This window comes from Pedococcus sp., assembly GCF_036554925.1.
GTDB lineage: Bacteria > Actinomycetota > Actinomycetes > Actinomycetales > Dermatophilaceae > Pedococcus_A.
Genome location: NZ_DATBMI010000066.1, coordinates 57,380 through 74,354, shown reverse-complemented (window position 1 = coordinate 74,354; position 16,975 = coordinate 57,380). Strand labels below are relative to the sequence as shown.

Below are 16,975 nucleotides of genomic sequence, written 5' to 3'. Positions count from 1 at the left end.
GGGACCACCATGGCAGGGGAGCAGCGGCCCGGGCGGCCGAGGGTGTGGAGGGTGGTCGGTATCGTGGCTGCGGTCACCGCGGTCGTGGCCGGGCTGGCCGTCGTCGGCTACGTCGCGCTCATCGCGATCGCGCTCAACTCGTGGGGGAGCAACAAGTGAGGGCGCTCGCACGCGTCGTCTGGGCGACGATGCGCCCGCCCGTGGTGCTGCTGCTCGTCCTGTATGCCGCGACCGGCGCCGCCGTGGGCGGCGCCCCCACGACGACGGTGGTGCTGCGGGCCCTGCTGGTGGTCCTGCCGTTCCTGGCCTGCTCTGCGGTGCTGAACGACCTCGCCGACGAGCACATCGACCGGGTCAACCTCCCAGCCGACGCCCGGCGCCTCCTCGCTGGCGGCCGGGCGCACCGGCGCCAGCTGTGGGCCGTCGCCCTCTTCGCCGCCGCCGCCACCCTGGCCGCGGCCGCGGCGCTGGGTCCGGCAGCCCTGGCCGCGGCGGCGTCCGGCCTCGCCGTCGGCGGTGCCTACTCGCTGGACCCTGTCCGGCTCTCCGCTCGCGGCATCGTGGCCCCGCTGGCGCTGCCGGCGTGCTACGTGGCGGTTCCGTACCTGGTCGGCGTGCTCTCGGCGCGCGGTCACGTGCGCGTCGGTGACCTGCCCCTGCTGGCGGCGCTCTACGTCGGCTTCGTCGGGCGCATCATCCTCAAGGACTTCCGCGACCTGCGCGGCGACGCGCTGTTCGGCAAGCGGACCTTCCTGGTCCGCCGGGGGCGGGTGTCGACCTGCCGCGTGAGTGCTGCCTTCTGGGCCGCCAGCACCGCGCTCCTGCTGTGGGCTCGCCCGGACGCGACGACGGCCTACGTCCTGAGCACCCTCGCGGGCTCGCTGGTCGCCCTGCTGCTGCTGCGCGAGCTCGCCGCGGGTCGGGGCCACCGACGGGACGAGTGGCTCATCTCGGCCCTCGCGATCGTGGGCCGGGGCCTGCTGCTCGTGCTGGTCGTGGACCTCGCCGCGCCCGCCGCAGGCTGGTCCACGGCCCTGACGACGGCGGTGATCGGCGGCTTCGTGGTCAGCGCCGGCGGGCAGGCGCTGCACATGCGCGGCCACGGCCCCACCCGTCCCGGCGGGAGAGCACGCTCCCTTCCGGCGGACGGCAGCGGGGAGGGCTGCCCGTCTGCGGACACACGGGAGGCGCGGCAGGGCGGCCCGGTGGCGGCATACCGGCTTGTGCGCTGACGGCGAACACGTGCGGATCTGGGGACTTCCGCCGCGGAACCGGGCGTTAGGGTCAGCGTGAGCAATCAGCCAGCAAGCGCAACCGGCGTGAACGGAGACATGGTGAGCAGCAGCGAGATCGTCGCTCAGAACGAGCGGCCCATGGCGGGTCTGGACGACCACATCTACAACCGCCTGCTCAAGGAGCGGATCATCTTCCTCGGCTCCGACGTGCGCGACGAGAACGCGAACGCGATCTGCGCGCAGCTCCTGCTGCTCGCGGCCGAGGACCCCGAGAAGGACATCTGGCTCTACATCAACTCCCCGGGTGGGTCGGTCACCGCGGGCATGGCGATCTACGACACGATGAAGTGGATCCCCAACGACGTCGCGACCGTCGCGATGGGTCTGGCCGCCTCGATGGGCCAGTTCCTGCTCAGCGCCGGGGCCCAGGGCAAGCGCTACGCCACCCCCCACGCGCGGGTCATGATGCACCAGCCCTCCGGCGGCATCGGCGGCACCGCCTCGGACATCAAGATCCAGGCCGAGCAGATGCTGCACATCAAGAAGCAGATGGCCGAGCTCATCGCCCAGCACACCGGGCAGACGCTCGAGCAGATCGAGCGCGACTCCGACCGCGACCGCTGGTTCACCGCCGAGGAGGCCAGGGAGTACGGCTTCGTCGACCAGGTCTTCAGCGACGCCTCGCAGACGCCGGGCGCCGGCGGCACCAAGTGACCCACCGCCAGAGAAGGAACGCAGATCCCATGACGCAGAACCGCAACGGCGGCCTCCACCTCCCGCAGATGGGCGGTGGACCCAGGGTCCCCACGCCCGACAGCCGCTACATCCTCCCGCAGTTCGAGGAGCGCACCTCCTACGGCATGAAGCGCCTCGACCCGTACACCAAGCTGTTCGAGGACCGCATCATCTTCCTCGGCGTGCAGGTCGACGACGCCTCCGCGGACGACGTCATCGCCCAGCTCATCGTGCTCGAGTCCCAGGACCCGGACCGCGACATCCTCATGTACATCAACAGCCCCGGCGGCTCCTTCACGGCGATGACGGCCATCTACGACACGATGCAGTACATCCGCCCGGACGTGCAGACCTTCGTGGTCGGCCAGGCGGCCTCGGCGGCGGCGGTGCTGCTCGGCGCCGGCGCCCAGGGCAAGCGGTTCGCGCTGCCGAACGCCCGGATCCTCATCCACCAGCCCGCTCTCGCCGGCGGTGACTACGGGCAGGCCTCCGACATCGAGATCCAGGCCAACGAGGTGCTGCGGATGCGCACCTGGCTCGAGGAGACGCTGGCCCACCACACCGGCCGCACCCCGGAGCAGGTCAACGAGGACATCGAGCGCGACAAGATCCTCGGCGCCTCCGACGCCAAGGACTACGGCCTCATCGACGAGGTGCTCGCCTCCCGCAAGGCCTCCCTCGAGGTCTGACCGAGGGGTCGCACGACCCAGCCTCACGCAGGGCGGTATGCCGCCCGCTCACCCGAGCGGGCGGCATACCTTTCGGTCGTGCGGCCGGTCCGGGTCCGGGCGAACCTCGCCCGCCCGGGTCAGGAGCCCGCGCGCTCGTGCTCCGGCTCGGGCCCGGGGATGGGTTGGGGCTGGTCGGCGCCCTGGGTGCGCACCTCGGCGTCGAGCTCGGCCCGCCGGCTGGCGCGCAGGCTCGTGACCGTCGTGACCGCCAGGATGCCGACGATGACGCCGAGCGAGGCGAGCGTGGGCACCTCGGGCGTGGCGGGCCAGGTGCCGTGCGCCCAGTGCAGGACGAGCTTGACGCCGATGAAGCCCAGGATCGCGGCCAGGCCGTAGCCGAGGTGGACCAGCTTCGACAGCGCGCCCTCGAGCACGAAGTAGAGCGCCCGCAGCCCGAGGAGCGCGAACGCGTTGGTGGCGAAGACGAGGTACGGGTCGCCCGTGATGCCGTAGACGGCGGGGACCGAGTCGACCGCGAAGACGACGTCGGTCGCGAGAATGGCCACGGTGACCAGGGCCAGCGGCGTCAGGGCCCGGCGGCCCTGGTCGACCACCGTCAGGCGCGTGCCGTGGTACTCGTCCCGGACCGGCATCACCCGGCGCAGCAGCCGCACGCTGCGCATCCGCGAGATGTCGATGGCGTGGTCGTTTCCCTGCACGGCGTCCCTGAGGAGCTTGACGCCGGTCACGAGGAGGACCAGCCCGAAGAGGAGGAAGGTCCAGTCGAAGGTCTGGAGCATCTGGGCGCCGAGGGCGATGAACACGCCGCGGAGCGCGAGCGCGCCGACGACCCCGATCAGCAGCACGCGCTGCTGCAGCTCCCTCGGCACGGCGAAGGCGGCCAGAAGGAGCATGAACACGAACAGGTTGTCGACCGACAGGGACTTCTCGACGAGGTAGCCGGTGTAGTACTAGACGCCCACCGTGGTGCCGTGCTGCGACCACAGCCAGCCGCCGAACGCCACGGGCAGGGCGACGTAGAACGCCGACCACCCGAGCGCCTCGCGCATCGAGACCTCGTGGGGCCGTCGGGTGAGCAGGAAGTCGAGGAGCACCAGCGCCGCGACGGCGCCCAGGCTGACGGCCCAGAGGGTGGGGGTGCCGATGGAGCTGACGGCGGCTCCGGGCTCGGCCGGGAGCGTGGCAGGAGGAACGACAGGGGACAGGACAGAAGGCATGGACGGACCTCAGATCGTCACGCGGTCTGAGGTCTCCTTCACCGCGTCGGACGCGGCGCCGCACCGGGAGCGACATGGGACGCTCGTACTGACCGGTGCGGCCTCGGGAAGTACTCCCCTCGTTGAAAATGATACGAGAACCGGGGGAGCGGGCAACTCCGGAGCCTTGTCCGCTGTCAGCGGACAAGGGCGACTCGTGGGCGTTTCGGGGCGTTCAATGGAGCCTGAGGGGGCGGCGGCCTAGTAGCGTCGGCACACAGTTTCAACCGGCTCGACCAGCAACAGGAGGACCGTCACGTGGCACGGATGGGAGACGGCGGCGACCTGCTCAAGTGCTCGTTCTGCGGGAAGAGCCAGAAGCAGGTCAAGAAGCTGATCGCCGGTCCGGGTGTCTACATCTGTGACGAGTGCATCGACCTGTGCAACGAGATCATCGAGGAGGAGCTCGCCGAGTCCTCCGAGCTCGGCCTGGACGAGCTGCCGAAGCCGCGCGAGATCTTCGAGTTCCTCCAGAACTACGTGGTCGGCCAGGACGTCGCCAAGAAGGCCCTCGCCGTCGCGGTGTACAACCACTACAAGCGCATCCAGGCCGGTGAGAGCGCCGGCAAGAAGGACGCCGAGTCGGTCGACATCGCGAAGTCCAACATCCTGCTCATCGGGCCGACCGGCTGCGGCAAGACCTACCTCGCGCAGACCCTCGCGCGCATGCTCAACGTGCCGTTCGCGATCGCCGACGCCACCGCGCTGACCGAGGCCGGCTACGTCGGGGAGGACGTCGAGAACATCCTGCTCAAGCTCATCCAGGCCGCCGACTACGACGTCAAGAAGGCCGAGACGGGCATCATCTACATCGACGAGGTCGACAAGATCGCCCGCAAGAGCGAGAACCCGTCGATCACCCGCGACGTCTCCGGTGAGGGCGTGCAGCAGGCGCTGCTCAAGATCCTCGAGGGCACCACCGCCTCGGTCCCGCCGCAGGGCGGGCGCAAGCACCCGCACCAGGAGTTCATCCAGATCGACACGACCAACGTGCTCTTCATCGTCGGTGGCGCGTTCGCCGGCCTCGAGAAGCTCATCGAGTCGCGCAACGGCAAGAAGGGCCTTGGTTTCGGCTCGGAGCTGCACACGCCGAAGGACCTCGCGGAGTCCTACGGCGACGTCATGCCCGAGGACCTCATGAAGTTCGGCCTCATCCCGGAGTTCATCGGCCGCCTGCCCGTCATCACCACCGTGTCGCCGCTCGACAACGACGCCCTCGTCAAGATCCTCACGCAGCCGCGCAACGCGCTGGTGAAGCAGTACAAGAAGATGTTCGAGATCGACGGCGTCGAGCTCGAGTTCACCGACGACGCCATCGAGGCCGTTGCCGAGCAGGCGCTCAAGCGAGGCACGGGCGCGCGCGGCCTGCGGGCCATCATGGAGGAGGTCCTCCTCCCGGTGATGTTCGACGTGCCCAGCGACGACGGCATCGCCCGCGTGGTGGTCACCCGTGAGGTCGTCCTGGACAACGTCCTGCCGACGATCGTGCGGCGCGACGAGTCGCAGCCGGCAGCGAAGCGCCCGGCGCGCAAGCGCTCCGCCTGACCGGCGCCGCGTCAGTGGCGGCGGGCTGACGGCGCCGACAGCAGGAACACCGCCCCGGCGAGGAGCGCCAGGCCGGCGATCGCGACGTAGGTCATCGACACCTCACCACGCAGGCTCTGCTGCCGCGTGACCGCGCCGACGGCCCAGACCGGCACGACCGCCACCGCGACGACAGCCGTGCGAACGGCCCAGCGCCGCCATCCCCGTCCGGGCACGGCGGTGCGGGACGGCCAGGTCACCGCCGCGCTGGCGCTGACGTGCAGCAGCAGCACCAGCCACGCCCCGCCGAGCACGGTCGTCCACTGCGCCAGGTTCTCGGGCGCCGGTGCCGTGGCGGTCCAGTGCACCGCGTGCCCCAGCACCAGGGCGAGCACCGCCCACGACTCCGGTCGAGCGACCGCCACCGCGGTGAGGACCGCCAGGGCGACGGCGACCGGCAGCACGCCCCCGGACGCGGCATACGTGAGCGCCAGCAGGCCGGCCGACGAGAGCGCCATGACCGTCCGCACCGCGAGGTGGGAGGGTGACATCACCGGCTCACCACCCTCGGCGCCCGCGATCGTCGGCCGAGGTCGCGCAGCACGAGGTCGAGCGTTCCCGGCCCCGCCCACGGGACGATGGGGACCCCGGCTTCGCGAGCCCGCCGCATCTCGTGGGCCCGCTCGAGCAGCCGCACACGCCAGGCGAGCCCGGCAGCATCGGGCGACTCGGCGGCCTGCGGGATGACCGTGCCGAGCAGGACGGGGTCGACGTCGGGTCGGGCGATCTCCGGCGGGAGCGTGTCGACGGTCACCACCGAGATGCCGCGGCGCGACAGCGCGAGGGCGTGGCTCAGCACGTCGCTTGAGATGGCTGGGGTGAGGACGACGACCAGGGCACCCGACGGAACTCGGTGGCGCAGCTGGGCGCGCAGCCGCTTCTCGTCGGCGAACGTCCCGTCGGCGGAGCGGGTGCGGGCCAGGGTGTCGAGCACCCGGCGCAGGTGGTTCTTGCCGGCGGCAGACCCGACGGCGGGGAGCTCGCGGGCTCCCAGGACGTGCAGTCCCACGCGGTCGCCGGTGCGCAGGTAGTGCTCGGCGATGGCCCCGGCGGCGCGCACGGCGTTGTCGAGGCTGGTGCTGCGGCCGCCGGTGCCCTGGCTGAGGCCGATGTCGTGCATCGCGTCGACGAGCAGGATCACCTCGCTGTCCTGGTCGGCGTGGGTGGCGGTGACGTGCAGCTCGCCGGTGCGCACGCTGACCGGCCAGTGGACCCGCCGCAGCCGGTCGCCGAAGCGGAACGGGCGGATGTCGGCGAACTCGCCACCGTCACCCGGGTGGTGCGACCGGTTCTGGCCGACCAGGCCGTCGGGACGGGGCACCGGCACCCGGGCGTCGAAGTGGTCGGGCAGCGGGACGGTCGTGACCGGGGGAGTGGTGACGACGTCGGGGGCCCAGCGGTAGGCGCCGAACGGTCCGGACACCGCGAGAACCGCCGGGCCGAGGACGCGGCGGCCCCAGCGCGTGCTGCGGCAGGCGACCGCCAGCTCGAGCGGCTCCTCGCCCGCCCCGGCCGACACGGCCACCTCCCGCACGGCCGGTTCGTACTCGGTGAAGGGCGTCGGCATCAGTGCCAGGCCGACGTCCTCGACGCCGGGGGCGGGCCCCACCTCCGCGACCCAGCGGGTGGCCTGGCCCTCGCGCAGCGTCAGGTGCCGCGCTCCGGCCACGACCACCGGGTCGGCTTCGGGGCGGGTCAGCAACCCCCAGAGCGCAACGGCCAGCAGCGGTGTGCCGAACACGAGCAGCTCGGGCCGGCGCCACATCACCGCGACGGCCACCAGCCCGAGCCCGGCCAGCGTGGCGCGGGTGTGGGCCGGGGTCGGACGCCAGGACGCTCGGACCGGCGCCAGCTCCTCGGTAGCCGCCGCGGCCGCGCCCGGCACGGAGCTCACGGCCGGGCGTACGCGGAAGCCGGGGCCGCCGTGGCAGCACCGGGCACGGCGGTCGCCGAGAGGACGGACTCGACGACCGTCGCCGAGGTGACCTCGTTCATCCAGAGCTCCGGGCGCACGGTGACGCGGTGGTCGAGTGCGGCGTGGGCCACGGCCTTGACGTCCTCCGGGGTGACGAAGTCGCGTCCGCGCACGACGGCGTGCGCGCGTGCGGTGAGCAGCAGCGCGAGCGACCCCCGTGGTGAGGAGCCCATGAGCAGGGACTGGTGGCGTCGAGTGGCGTCGACCAGCTTGACGCAGTACTGCCCGACGGCCTCGTCGACGGTGACGGTCTCGACCGCCTGCTGCATCGCGAGCAGACCCTCGGCGTCGCACACCTGACCGACCGTCTGTGCCTCCTGCCGCCGGGCCATGCGTCGCTGCAGGACCTCCCACTCCTCCTTGGGGCTGGGATAGCCGAAGCTCACGCGCAGCAGGAACCGGTCGAGCTGGGCCTCCGGCAGCGGGTACGTGCCCTCGTACTCGACGGGGTTCGCGGTGGCGAGGACGTGGAACGGGCGGGGCAGTGGGAAGGTCTCACCCTCGACGGTGACCTGGCCCTCCTGCATCGCCTCCAGCAGGGCGGACTGGGTCTTCGGGGGCGTGCGGTTGATCTCGTCGGCGAGCAGCAGTCCGGTGAAGAGCGGACCGTGGCGGAACGTGAACTCGTGGCTGCGCTGGTCGTAGAGAAAGGACCCCGTGAGGTCCGACGGCAGCAGGTCGGGGGTGAACTGGGCGCGCGAGAACTCCAGCCCGAGGGCCTGGGCGAACGAGCGGGCGGCGAGGGTCTTGCCGAGCCCGGGGTAGTCCTCCATGAGCACGTGGCCGCCGGCGAGGATGCCCGAGAGCACGAGCTCCGCGGCGTGGCGCTTGCCGACGACGGCGCGCTCCACCTCGTCGAGGATGCGCTGTGCCCGGTCGGAGACCTGGGCGAGGGAGAGAGTGGTCACGAGAGCTCCTCGAGGGTGGTGAGGTGACGGCGCAGCTGGTCGGGGGTGATCCGGCCGCCGGGAGGGCGGTCGAGGTATGCCGCGAGGTCGGCGCCCAGCGCGGCCTCCGTGGCCGCAGCGGCCCCAGCGGCCCCAGCGGCCCCAGCGGCGCGGCGGTCGAGGCCGCGGCTGTCGCGCAGCCGCTCCTCGGCAAGGGTCGTGAGGAGGGCGTGCACCTCGTGCACGGCGGCAGCCTCGCCGCGTGTCGCCTGCTCGATGGTGTGGTGCACGGTGCCGACGCGTGCGTCCGCGCCGCGTCGCTCCTCGGGTGCGTGGGCGGCCGTCGTCCAGTGCATGCGCCGCTGCGACTGCACCAGCCGCTGCGCCACCAGGGCCACGACGGCGGCGCAGGCGAGGGTCGCGAGCAGCAGGCCGATGTTGGTGAACCACCACAGGCTCACGGTGAGGGCGCCGACGACGGTCGCGACGGCGGCGGCGGCCAGCACCACCCGGCGCGTCGAGGGCTCGTCCCAGTCGGGGTTCATGCGCGCAGAGCCTCCTTCGCCGCGGCCCGCCGCAGGTCGACGTGCAGCGCGGTCAGGGCGTCGGCCGCGCGTGCCCGGTGCGCCTCGGTCAGCTCGTGGGCGGAGAACCGCGCCTCGCGGAACAGGGCGGCGAGCTCGCGCAGGGCCCGCTCGTCGATGGCGTACTCGCGCAGGACCTCGCTGGTGGTCTCGGTGGAGGTGCGGGACGGGTCGAGCCGGAAGCCGGCGGCGGCGACCTCGGCCTCGAGCCGCATCCAGCAGGCCACGATGGCGTTGGAGGGCGTGCCGCTCTGCAGCTCGGCGACGCGGACGCTCGCTCCCTCGAGGAGGACCTCGGGCAGGGTCTCGACACGCCCGCCCGGGCCCTCCACCGCGGGCGTGGGACGAGCGCGGCGGACGAGCTCGCGTGCGATCACGAACAGCACGGCGGCCACGATCGCGACGATCGCGAGCTTGAGCCCCCACACGATGACCGCGACGACGGCGTCGCTGACGTCGGACGAGGCGTAGATGCGGTCTGGTGGGGGAGGGACGTTGCTCCACTCCTCGAAGTCAGACCCTGGTGCGGGCCGCCGCGGGGCGGAGGGGTCGAGGCTCTGCCGGGCGAAGATGGCCACGGGGCCGGCCGCCGTCACCCAGGCGCCCAGCAGCAGCAGAAGGCCTGCACCGGCCACCACCGGCCATCGTCCCCGTCCCACGAGGCACGACCCTAGGGGAGCGGCTCCCCGGATCGCGTGAACCGAGCCCACTTTGTTATGTGACCGCCTGCCCGGGTCACGACGCGATGACGCGCGAGGCCCCGAGTGCCCTGCCCCGCGCCTGGTGGACGGCGGACCGGGGACCGGACAGGATGGCCCCATGAGCATGGCGTTCAGGCTGCGCGCCGGCGACCAGGGGCCGGTGCAGCAGAGCCCGGTCACCTGCGGTTCGGCCTGCCTGACCGTGGCCCGGATGCTGGTCAACCCGCAGTTCGCCCACTGGATCGTCACGGGTGAGGGCGCCCGCGGGGACGCCCCCGAGGGCGCCACGGAGACAGAGCGGTTCGCCGCGTACGAGCGGGTCGTGATGAAGCGCACGAACGGCCTCTATGCCGGTGGGCACCGGCTCAACCTGCCGTGGCCCCGGCGCCTCGGCACTCCGCCGTGGGGCGCCAAGAAGGAGCTCGAGTTCGGCGCCGCCCGCCGCAGCACGACCTACGAGGTGGAGGTCCTGCGCAGTGCCACCCGGACCGCCCGCCGGGCCGCGCACCAGCGCCTCGTCGAGGTCGTCGGCGACGGTGAGCCGGCCCTGCTCTACGTCGGCAACGCCATCCTGCCGCGGCACGTGGTGCTCGTCCTGCCCGGCGACGGCGACCGGGTCCTCGACGTCTACGATCCCGGCACCGGGCTCGTCAGCCCGCTCGACCAGGACACGTTCGCCGCCCGCAGGCTGCGGCTGTCGGGCTGGGACGTCCCGTGGATCGCCGTCCAGCCCGACGGCCTGCGCCGCGTTCAGGCCTTCGGCTTCGCCACCGGGATGAGCTCGGCACCGCGGACCTCGGGAATCTCCGCCTCCGCGTAGTCGAGGGCGCCGGTGATGCGGCCTGCCGCCCGCAGGTCGGCCTCGGCGGCGCGCACCCGCTGGGTCCAGCCCTCCGGCCCGGCCAGCTCGATGCGGGACACCTCGGAGCGCATGCCGACCTTGGCCTCCGACTTGGCCTTGCGCACCCCGGCGAGCGCCTCGCCGACGGTCGCCAGGACGCCGGGATCGCCGGCCTCCGGCGTCGCGGTCTCACTGGCCAGCGGCCAGGGCGCGCGGTGCACCGACTCGTCGTGCCACCACGACCAGACCTCCTCGGTGGCGTAGGGCAGGAACGGGGCCAGCAGCCGCAGCAGCACGTCGAGGGCCAGCCTGAGCGCGGCTCGGGCGGACGCGGCGGCCGCCTCGCCCTGGCCGCCGTAGGCGCGGTCCTTGACGAGCTCGAGGTAGTCGTCGCAGAAGGTCCAGAAGAACGACTCGGTCACCTCGAGGCTGCGGGTGTAGTCCCAGGCCTCGAAGCCGGCGGTCGCCTTCTGCACGACCTCGCCCAGCGCGGCGAGCATCGAGCGGTCCAGCGGGTGGGTGACGGCGGCGTGCAGGTCGCCCTCCACCTCGCCGAAGGACAGGGCGAACTTGCTGGCGTTCAGCACCTTGATGGCCAGGCGCCGGCCGACCTTCATCTGGCCGGTGTCGTACGCGGCGTCGGTGCCGAGGCGACCGCTGGCCGCCCAGTACCGCACGGCGTCGGCGCTGTGCTCGACGACGACGTCCTCGGGCGTGACGACGTTGCCCTTGGACTTGCTCATCTTCTTGCGCTCGGGGTCGAGGATCCAGCCGCTGATGGCCGCGTTGCGCCACGGCACGCTGTCGTGCTCGAAGTGGGCGCGGACCATGGTCGCGAACAGCCAGGTGCGGATGATGTCGTGCGCCTGCGGGCGCAGGTCCATCGGGAAGACCGCCTCGAACAGCTCGGCGTCGCCGCGCCAGCCGGCCGCGATCTGCGGGGAGAGCGAGGAGGTCGCCCAGGTGTCCATGACGTCGGGGTCGCCGACGAACCCGCCGGCCCGGCCACGCTGGGTCTCGTCGTACCCCTCGGGCGCCTGCGACGCCGGGTCGACCGGGAGGGCGTCCTCGGAGGGCACGAGCGGCTTGTCGTGCACCGGCTCGCCGTTCTCGTCGAGCGGGTACCAGACCGGGATGGGTACCCCGAAGAAGCGCTGCCGGCTGATGAGCCAGTCACCGTTGAGCCCGGACACCCAGTTCTCGTAGCGCGCGCGCATGAAGGCAGGGTGGAAGTCGACCTGCCGGCCGCGCTCGATGAGCGCCGAGTTGAGGTCGGCGTCCCGGCCACCGTTGCGGATGTACCACTGGCGGGAGGTGACGATCTCCAGCGGCTTCTCGCCACGCTCGTAGAAGTTCGCCTTGCGCTGCGTGGCGGTGGGCTCGCCGTCGAGGTCGCCGGACTCGCGCAGGGCCGCCACCACCGCCTCCCGCGCGCTGAACGTGGTGCGGCCGCTCAGCTCGGCGTCCCAGAGACGCTTGCCCTCGTGGCTGGCGAGCCACTCGGGGGTCTCGGCCTGCATCCGGCCCGAGCGGGTGATGACCGAGCGGGTCGGCAGCCGCAGCTCGCGCCACCACAGCACGTCGGTGAGGTCTCCGAAGGTGCAGCACATCGCGATGCCGGCGCCCTTGTCGGGCTCGGCGGCCGGGTGCGCCAGCACCGGGACCTCGACCCCGAACAGCGGCGAGGTGACGGTGGTGCCGAACAGCGCGGCATACCGCTCGTCGTCGGGGTGGGCGATGAGCGCCACCACGGCGGGGATCAGCTCGGGGCGGGTGGTCTCGATGTGGACCGGGCCGCCACCGTCGGTGCGGTGGAACGCCACGCGGTGGAAGTGGCCGGGGTAGTCGCGTGCCTCGAGCTCGGCCTGCGCGACGGCGGTCTGGAAGGTGACGTCCCAGAGCCCGGGTGCCTCCGACTGGTACGCCTCCCCGCGGGCGAGGTTGCGCAGGAACGCCTGCTGGGCCGTGGCGCGTGAGTGGTCGTCGATGGTGCGGTAGCTGATGTCCCAGTCGAGGGAGAAGCCGAGCCGCCGGAACAGGGACTCGAACGCCTCCTCGTCCTTGACGGTCAGCTCGTCGCACAGCTCGATGAAGTTCTGCCGGGAGATGGGCTTCTGGTCGGCGGCCTTGAGGCTCTTCGCATCGCCCCGGAACGGCGGCTCGAAGGCACCGTCATAGGGCAGCGTGGAGTCGCCGCGCACGCCGTAGTAGTTCTGGACCCGCTTCTCGGTGGGCAGGCCGTTGTCGTCCCACCCGATCGGGTAGAAGACCTCGAAGCCGGCCATGCGCTTGTAGCGGGCCATGCAGTCCGTGTGCGTGTAGGAGAACACGTGGCCCATGTGCAGGGACCCGCTCGCGGTCGGCGGCGGGGTGTCGATGGAGAACACCGCCTCGCGACCCTTCGACAGCGCGGCCTGCCGGTCGAAGCGGTACGTGCCCTGCTCGCGCCATACCTGCGTCCACTTGTCCTCGAGCCCGTCGATCGAGGGCCTGTCCGGGATGGTGGCGGCACGGGGTGTGGGAGCGGGGTGGGTCATGGCCCGAATCTTCCCAGATGGCGCTCACGGCATACCAATCGGTTCCGGCTCGCCCCTAGGGTGTGCCCATGGACCCCGTCTATCGCTTCATCATCGCCGTGGCACGCCTGGTCTTCTGGCTGCAGGGCCTGAAGTTCCGTATCCACGGGGCAGCCAACGTCCCGCGTCACGGGGGAGCGGTGATGGCCATCAACCACACCGGCTACATGGACTTCACGTATGCCGGCCTGGCCGCCCGCCCGTCGAAGCGGCTCGTGCGGTTCATGGCCAAGGAGTCGATCTGGGGGCATCCGGTGGCCGGGCGCTTGATGCGGGCCATGATGCACATCCCGGTCGACCGCCACGCCGGTGCCGGCTCCTTCCGTGCGGCGGTGGCGGCGCTGAAGGCGGGGGAGGTCGTCGGGGTGTTCCCCGAGGCCACCATCTCCCGCTCGTTCGAGCTCAAGGAGTTCAAGTCGGGCACCGTCCGCATGGCGCAGGCGGCGGGGGTGCCGATCCTGCCCGTCACGATCTGGGGCTCGCAGCGGGTCTGGACCAAGGACCACCCCAAGCGGCTCGGCCGCCACAACATCCCGATCTTCATCACGGTGGGCGAGCCGATCCCCGTGCAGCGCGGCGACAACGCCGACGAGGTCAACGAGCTCCTCCAGCGGCGGATGACCGAGCAGCTGCACCGAGACCAGGAGGACTACCCGCCGCTGACCGGGGACGAGCTCGTCTACCTCCCGGCGCGGCTGGGCGGGAAGGCGCCGACGCCCGAGGAGGCGTACGCCCGGGACGAGGAGGACAGCCGCCGGCGCACGGACCGCTTCAACAGCTGACTCCGGGCCCCAGGGGTCCGGCGGCCGCCCGCCGTGCCGTGGGCTCGGGGACCTCGGGTCGCGGTCGGGAGGTCGGGCGGACCCGCCGCGGGCTGCCGACCTGACTCAGATGGCGTGGCCGACGTGCGCGAGCGCCTGGCGCAGCAGCACCCCGTGGCCGCCGTCCATGTCGAGCAGGAGCTCGGGGTCCGCCGCCTCCTCCGGGGTCAGCCAGGCGAGGTCGAGGGCGTCCTGCTGCGGTGAGCAGTCGCCGGACACGGGCACGATGAACGCCAGCGACACGGCGTGCTGGCGCGGGTCGTGGTACGGCGTCACCCCGGGCGTGGGGAAGTACTCGGCCACGGTGAACGGTTGCGGGCTGGCAGGGATGCGCGGCAGGCACATCGGGCCCAGGTCCTTCTCGAGGTGGCGGATCAGGGCATCCCGGACCCGCTCGTGGTACAGCACGCGCCCGGAGACGAGCTCGCGGTTGATGCTGCCCTCGCTCGAGGCTCGCAGCAGCAGGCCGATGCGGGTGATGGCACCGGTGGCGTCGACCCGCACGGGCACGGCGTCGACGTAGAGGATGGGCAGCCGCTCCCGCGCCGCGTCCAGCTCCTCGCGGGTCAGCCAGGACTCGTTGCGCTCCAACTCCAGCGGGTTCATGCAGTGTTTCTACCAGCCCCCGGGCGCACGCGCGGGGGCTGACACCGGTCGGACGCGGCCGGTCGGACCCGGGCTGTCGGACCCGGCCGGCCCACGGGCCCGTGCCGGCGGCGCCCTGCCCTCGGGGACCTTGTCCCCTCCCTCGGGCGTGGCCGTCGCCACATGCTGGGGGAGACGGGAGGAGGCAGCGCATGACCGTGGCCGCCGTGCGCGGGCTGAGCAGCACCGAGGCCGCCCGCCGCCGCGCCGAGCAGGGCCCCAACCGGCTCCCGGAGCTGCGCCGTCCGTCCGTGGTCCGCCGGTTCGGCGGCGAGCTCACCCACTTCTTCGCCCTCATGCTGTGGGTGGCGGGGGCGCTGGCCCTGCTGGCCGGCCTGCCCGAGCTGGGGGTCGCGATCTTCGCCGTCATCCTCCTCAACGCGGTCTTCGCGTTCGTGCAGCAGGCCCGGGCCGACCGGGCTGCGGAGCGCCTGCGGGCCATGCTCCCGACGCGGGTGTCGGTGCGCCGCGACGGGCGCCGACGGATCATCGACGCCGACGAGGTCGTCCTCGGCGACCTGCTCCTGCTCGAGAGCGGCGACCGGGTGCCGGCGGATGCCACCGTCGACAGGGCCAACTGCCTGCTCGTCGACACCTCCCTCCTGACCGGCGAGAGCGCGGCGTCCGCGGTGGGCGAGGCCGAGAACCTGTATGCCGGCACGTTCGTCGTCGAGGGCGAGGCCCGCGCCGTCGTGGTCGCCAGGGCCGTCGTCCTCGTCTCACCTGCAGTCGTCCTGGCGGTCGACGCGCTGGACAAGCACCTCCGGGCCCGCGCCCGCGGCGAGCTCGCGCACGGTCCCCCGCCGCACCCCGCCGCCGTGGGGGGTCACCGACGCCAGCGGGGCGGCAAACCCCCACAGGGGCGCGTTCGGCGTGGACGCAGGACCGCTGGTCGCGTTCAGGACCAGTAGACGCGGCCCGGGTTCATGATGCCGCGCGGGTCGAACAGCGCCTTCACCGCGCGCTGGCGCTCGAGCTCCCGCTCGCCGAGCTCCTGGGACAGCCACTTGGCCTTGAGCGAGCCGACCCCGTGCTCGCCGGTGATCGTGCCGCCGAACTCCAGGGCCAGGGCCACGAGCTCCCCGAAGGCGCCCTCGGCGTTCTCGCGACTGGCCGGGTCGGCGTCGTCGAAGAAGATGCTCGGGTGCAGGTTACCGTCGCCGGCGTGGCCCGACATGGTGATCTCCAGCCCGCGCCGGGCGGCGATCGCCTGGCCCTCGCGGATCAGGTCGGTGAGCCGGCCGACCGGCACGCAGACGTCCTCCAGGAAGCGGGGCCCCTTGGCCTCGAGCGCCGGGCTCAGCGCCCGGCGTCCCGCGAGCAGCAGGTCGGCCTCCTGCAGGTCATCAGCCACGGCGACCTCGGTGGCACCGGCCTTCTCCAGGATCTCGGCGTAGAGGGCGACGTCCTCGGCGGTGTGGCCGGGGCGGTCGGACTGCACGATGAGCGCCGCCTCGCAGTCGCCCGGGTAGCCGTAGTCGGCCAGAGCCTGGACCGCGGCGATCGAGGCGCGGTCCATCAGCTCCACCAGGCTCGGCACGTGACGCTCGCGGCGCAGGGCGCTGATCGCCTCGCTCGCCGGCTGCAGCGAGTCGAAGGTGCCCAGGACCGTCAGGGCGGGGTCGGGCGAGGGCACGACCCTGGCCACGATCTCGGTGACGACCCCGAGGGTGCCCTCGGAGCCGACGAACAGCCCGGTGAGGTCGAGGCCGGCCACACCCTTGGCCGTCCGGTGGCCGGTGCGGATCACCTCACCGCCGGGCAGCACGACCTGCAGCCCGCGGATGTAGTCCGCGGTGACGCCGTACTTCACGCAGCACAGCCCGCCGGCGTTGGTGGCGACGTTGCCGCCGATCGTGCAGAAGGCCGAGGAGGCGGGGTCGGGCGGGTAGAACAGGCCCTGCTGGGCGGCGGCCGCCTTGAGGTCGGCGTTGATGACGCCCGGCCCGGCGACCGCGAGACCCTCGAGCGGGTCGACCTCGCTGACGACGTCGAGCGCCTCGACGTTGAGCACGATGCCGCCCTCGATCGCCACGGAGCCGCCGGTCAGGCTGCTGCGCGCGCCCTGCGGCACGACCGGGGTCCGCGTCTCGTGCGCGTGCCTCATGACCTCGACCACGTCGGCGAGGTCCCGGGCGCGCACCACCTCGAAGTCGCCGGGCGGCGCGGCGCCCACCGACTCGTCCACGGCATACGTCGCCTTGACGTCCGGGTCGGTCACGACCCGCTGGCTGAGGGAGGTCGGGATCAGTGCCACCCCCGCAGCCTATGAGGACGCGACCATCTCCGTCGCGACCACGGCGGCCGCTCCCGTAGAATCGCGGCAACGGCGCTGACCCGGCCATCACCGGCGAGCCTCCGGAAGAACGGCACCGCCCTCCCTGGAGGGCGACTGCTCACTAGAACCGGACGGGAGGGCCCGTCACAGCCTGGACCAGAGCGG

The 16,975-nt window shown here is 72.5% G+C and carries 17 protein-coding genes; 7 read left to right on the top strand and 10 right to left on the bottom strand.

Annotation, left to right across the window (positions count from 1 at the left end; translation table 11 throughout):
- The first annotated feature begins 155 nt into the window (after positions 1 to 155).
- The 3 genes from VIB11_RS05820 (at position 156) to VIB11_RS05810 (ending at position 2,659) form a co-directional block, all read left to right on the top strand.
- Positions 156 to 1,232, top strand: coding sequence for a UbiA family prenyltransferase (locus tag VIB11_RS05820; RefSeq protein ID WP_332029259.1), 1,077 nt, complete (start codon positions 156 to 158; stop codon positions 1,230 to 1,232).
- 99 nt (positions 1,233 to 1,331) lie between these two features.
- Positions 1,332 to 1,949: an ATP-dependent Clp protease proteolytic subunit gene (locus tag VIB11_RS05815; RefSeq protein WP_332029257.1), complete on the top strand. Its 618-nt coding sequence runs from the start codon at positions 1,332 to 1,334 to the stop codon at positions 1,947 to 1,949.
- Between the two features lie 68 nt (positions 1,950 to 2,017).
- Positions 2,018 to 2,659: an ATP-dependent Clp protease proteolytic subunit gene (locus tag VIB11_RS05810; protein ID WP_332029297.1), complete on the top strand. Its 642-nt coding sequence runs from the start codon at positions 2,018 to 2,020 to the stop codon at positions 2,657 to 2,659.
- A 119-nt stretch (positions 2,660 to 2,778) separates the two neighbouring features.
- On the opposite strand, the gene VIB11_RS05805 is transcribed toward VIB11_RS05810, so the two are convergent.
- The gene (locus VIB11_RS05805; protein ID WP_414695769.1) at positions 2,779 to 3,555 is read right to left on the bottom strand and encodes a TerC/Alx family metal homeostasis membrane protein; all 777 of its coding nucleotides are present in this window, start codon (positions 3,553 to 3,555) and stop codon (positions 2,779 to 2,781) included.
- A gap of 57 nt (positions 3,556 to 3,612) precedes the next feature.
- Positions 3,613 to 3,879, bottom strand: coding sequence for a hypothetical protein (locus VIB11_RS05800; RefSeq protein ID WP_332029255.1), 267 nt, complete (start codon positions 3,877 to 3,879; stop codon positions 3,613 to 3,615).
- A gap of 297 nt (positions 3,880 to 4,176) precedes the next feature.
- Here VIB11_RS05800 and clpX point away from each other — a divergent pair, with 297 nt between their 5' ends.
- Entirely contained in the window at positions 4,177 to 5,463 is a 1,287-nt protein-coding gene (clpX, locus tag VIB11_RS05795; RefSeq protein WP_332029253.1) for an ATP-dependent Clp protease ATP-binding subunit ClpX, read from the top strand.
- A gap of 11 nt (positions 5,464 to 5,474) precedes the next feature.
- Here clpX and VIB11_RS05790 read toward each other — a convergent pair whose 3' ends face one another.
- From VIB11_RS05790 to VIB11_RS05770, 5 genes are read right to left on the bottom strand one after another with little or no spacing between them, the layout of a single operon-like run.
- Positions 5,475 to 5,996 carry a hypothetical protein gene (locus tag VIB11_RS05790; RefSeq protein ID WP_332029251.1) on the bottom strand — a complete coding sequence of 174 codons (522 nt, stop codon included), beginning with the start codon at positions 5,994 to 5,996 and terminating at the stop codon, positions 5,475 to 5,477.
- Entirely contained in the window at positions 5,993 to 7,396 is a 1,404-nt protein-coding gene (locus tag VIB11_RS05785; protein WP_332029249.1) for a DUF58 domain-containing protein, read from the bottom strand. The genes VIB11_RS05790 and VIB11_RS05785 overlap by 4 nt, the downstream gene beginning before the upstream one ends.
- Complete coding sequence (locus VIB11_RS05780; protein ID WP_332029247.1) at positions 7,393 to 8,385, bottom strand: MoxR family ATPase; 993 nt, start codon at positions 8,383 to 8,385, stop codon at positions 7,393 to 7,395. The genes VIB11_RS05785 and VIB11_RS05780 overlap by 4 nt, the downstream gene beginning before the upstream one ends.
- A complete protein-coding gene (locus tag VIB11_RS05775) occupies positions 8,382 to 8,909 on the bottom strand; it encodes a hypothetical protein (RefSeq protein ID WP_332029245.1) in 528 nt (175 codons plus the stop codon). Before VIB11_RS05775 ends, VIB11_RS05780 begins: the two co-directional genes overlap by 4 nt.
- On the bottom strand, positions 8,906 to 9,583 hold the full coding sequence (locus tag VIB11_RS05770) for a DUF4129 domain-containing protein (RefSeq protein WP_332029243.1): 678 nt from the start codon (positions 9,581 to 9,583) through the stop codon (positions 8,906 to 8,908). The genes VIB11_RS05775 and VIB11_RS05770 overlap by 4 nt, the downstream gene beginning before the upstream one ends.
- Positions 9,584 to 9,767: 184 nt before the next feature.
- Here VIB11_RS05770 and VIB11_RS05765 point away from each other — a divergent pair, with 184 nt between their 5' ends.
- Positions 9,768 to 10,469 (top strand): hypothetical protein, encoded by a 702-nt coding sequence (locus VIB11_RS05765; RefSeq protein WP_332029242.1) that lies wholly within the window; start codon positions 9,768 to 9,770, stop codon positions 10,467 to 10,469.
- Here the strand turns inward: VIB11_RS05765 and valS are convergent.
- Positions 10,400 to 13,027, bottom strand: a complete 2,628-nt coding sequence (gene valS, locus VIB11_RS05760; protein ID WP_332029240.1) for a valine--tRNA ligase — start codon at positions 13,025 to 13,027, stop codon at positions 10,400 to 10,402. The genes VIB11_RS05765 and valS overlap by 70 nt on opposite strands.
- Before the next feature lie 68 nt (positions 13,028 to 13,095).
- Between valS and VIB11_RS05755 the strand changes: the two genes are divergently transcribed.
- The gene (locus VIB11_RS05755; protein ID WP_332029238.1) at positions 13,096 to 13,848 is read left to right on the top strand and encodes a lysophospholipid acyltransferase family protein; all 753 of its coding nucleotides are present in this window, start codon (positions 13,096 to 13,098) and stop codon (positions 13,846 to 13,848) included.
- 105 nt (positions 13,849 to 13,953) lie between these two features.
- Here VIB11_RS05755 and VIB11_RS05750 read toward each other — a convergent pair whose 3' ends face one another.
- Positions 13,954 to 14,493, bottom strand: coding sequence for an NUDIX hydrolase family protein (locus VIB11_RS05750; protein ID WP_332029236.1), 540 nt, complete (start codon positions 14,491 to 14,493; stop codon positions 13,954 to 13,956).
- Positions 14,494 to 14,684: 191 nt separating this feature from the next.
- Here VIB11_RS05750 and VIB11_RS05745 point away from each other — a divergent pair, with 191 nt between their 5' ends.
- The gene (locus VIB11_RS05745) at positions 14,685 to 15,443 is read left to right on the top strand and encodes a cation-transporting P-type ATPase (protein ID WP_332029234.1); all 759 of its coding nucleotides are present in this window, start codon (positions 14,685 to 14,687) and stop codon (positions 15,441 to 15,443) included.
- Here the strand turns inward: VIB11_RS05745 and VIB11_RS05740 are convergent.
- The gene (locus tag VIB11_RS05740; protein WP_332029232.1) at positions 15,431 to 16,789 is read right to left on the bottom strand and encodes an FAD-binding oxidoreductase; all 1,359 of its coding nucleotides are present in this window, start codon (positions 16,787 to 16,789) and stop codon (positions 15,431 to 15,433) included. The genes VIB11_RS05745 and VIB11_RS05740 overlap by 13 nt on opposite strands.
- Positions 16,790 to 16,975 lie beyond the last annotated feature (186 nt).

Coding starts and splice junctions, on each gene's coding strand:
- VIB11_RS05815 (WP_332029257.1), top strand. CDS start 1,332: ATGGTGAGCAGCAGCGAGATCGTCGCTCAGAACGAGCGGCCCATGGCG.
- VIB11_RS05810 (WP_332029297.1), top strand. CDS start 2,018: ATGGGCGGTGGACCCAGGGTCCCCACGCCCGACAGCCGCTACATCCTC.
- VIB11_RS05805 (WP_414695769.1), bottom strand. CDS start 3,555: ATGCTCCTTCTGGCCGCCTTCGCCGTGCCGAGGGAGCTGCAGCAGCGC.
- VIB11_RS05800 (WP_332029255.1), bottom strand. CDS start 3,879: ATGCCTTCTGTCCTGTCCCCTGTCGTTCCTCCTGCCACGCTCCCGGCC.
- VIB11_RS05775 (WP_332029245.1), bottom strand. CDS start 8,909: ATGAACCCCGACTGGGACGAGCCCTCGACGCGCCGGGTGGTGCTGGCC.
- VIB11_RS05765 (WP_332029242.1), top strand. CDS start 9,768: ATGAGCATGGCGTTCAGGCTGCGCGCCGGCGACCAGGGGCCGGTGCAG.
- valS (WP_332029240.1), bottom strand. CDS start 13,027: ATGACCCACCCCGCTCCCACACCCCGTGCCGCCACCATCCCGGACAGG.
- VIB11_RS05755 (WP_332029238.1), top strand. CDS start 13,096: ATGGACCCCGTCTATCGCTTCATCATCGCCGTGGCACGCCTGGTCTTC.
- VIB11_RS05750 (WP_332029236.1), bottom strand. CDS start 14,493: ATGAACCCGCTGGAGTTGGAGCGCAACGAGTCCTGGCTGACCCGCGAG.
- VIB11_RS05745 (WP_332029234.1), top strand. CDS start 14,685: ATGACCGTGGCCGCCGTGCGCGGGCTGAGCAGCACCGAGGCCGCCCGC.